Source organism: Sedimentibacter sp. B4 (genome assembly GCF_000309315.1).
Classification (GTDB): Bacteria; Bacillota; Clostridia; order Tissierellales; family Sedimentibacteraceae; genus Sedimentibacter; species Sedimentibacter saalensis.
In genome coordinates, this window is record NZ_CANG01000607.1 from 1 (window position 1) to 419 (window position 419).

Annotated in this window: 1 pseudogene; it reads left to right on the forward strand. The window is 65.2% G+C overall.

From position 1 onward, the window contains the following. Nucleotides 1–224: 224 nt before the first annotated feature. A pseudogene (locus BN358_RS23945) lies at nucleotides 225–419 on the forward strand (transcriptional repressor NrdR); the annotation flags it as partial.

Sequence of the window (419 nt, forward strand, 5' to 3'; positions counted from 1 at the left end):
TTCCGGGGGGACGCCACGCCGGCCGGTCCTGCTGACCGGCCGGCGTGCGCAATTGGGACCATCCTCACCGACACGCCCGCGGACAGGTCTTGCTCGTGGGCGGTTCGCGGCATAACCTCTACATCTAGTAGTTACAGCATTGTGGTTCCTCCACAGATAGTGGTCACGACCCACAGGTTATCCACACCCCATCCACCGGATGATCCCCAGAAAGAGGCCACGAGGTGCACTGCCCGTTCTGCCGTCACACCGACACCAGGGTTCTGGACAGTCGGGTGGCAGAGGACGGCACGAGCATCCGCCGGCGCCGCCAGTGCCCGGCGTGCGAGCGGCGCTTCACCACCCTCGAGCAGATGCAGTTGGTGGTCGTGAAGCGCTCCGGTGTCGTGGAACCCTTCTCCCGCGAGAAGGTCGTGACC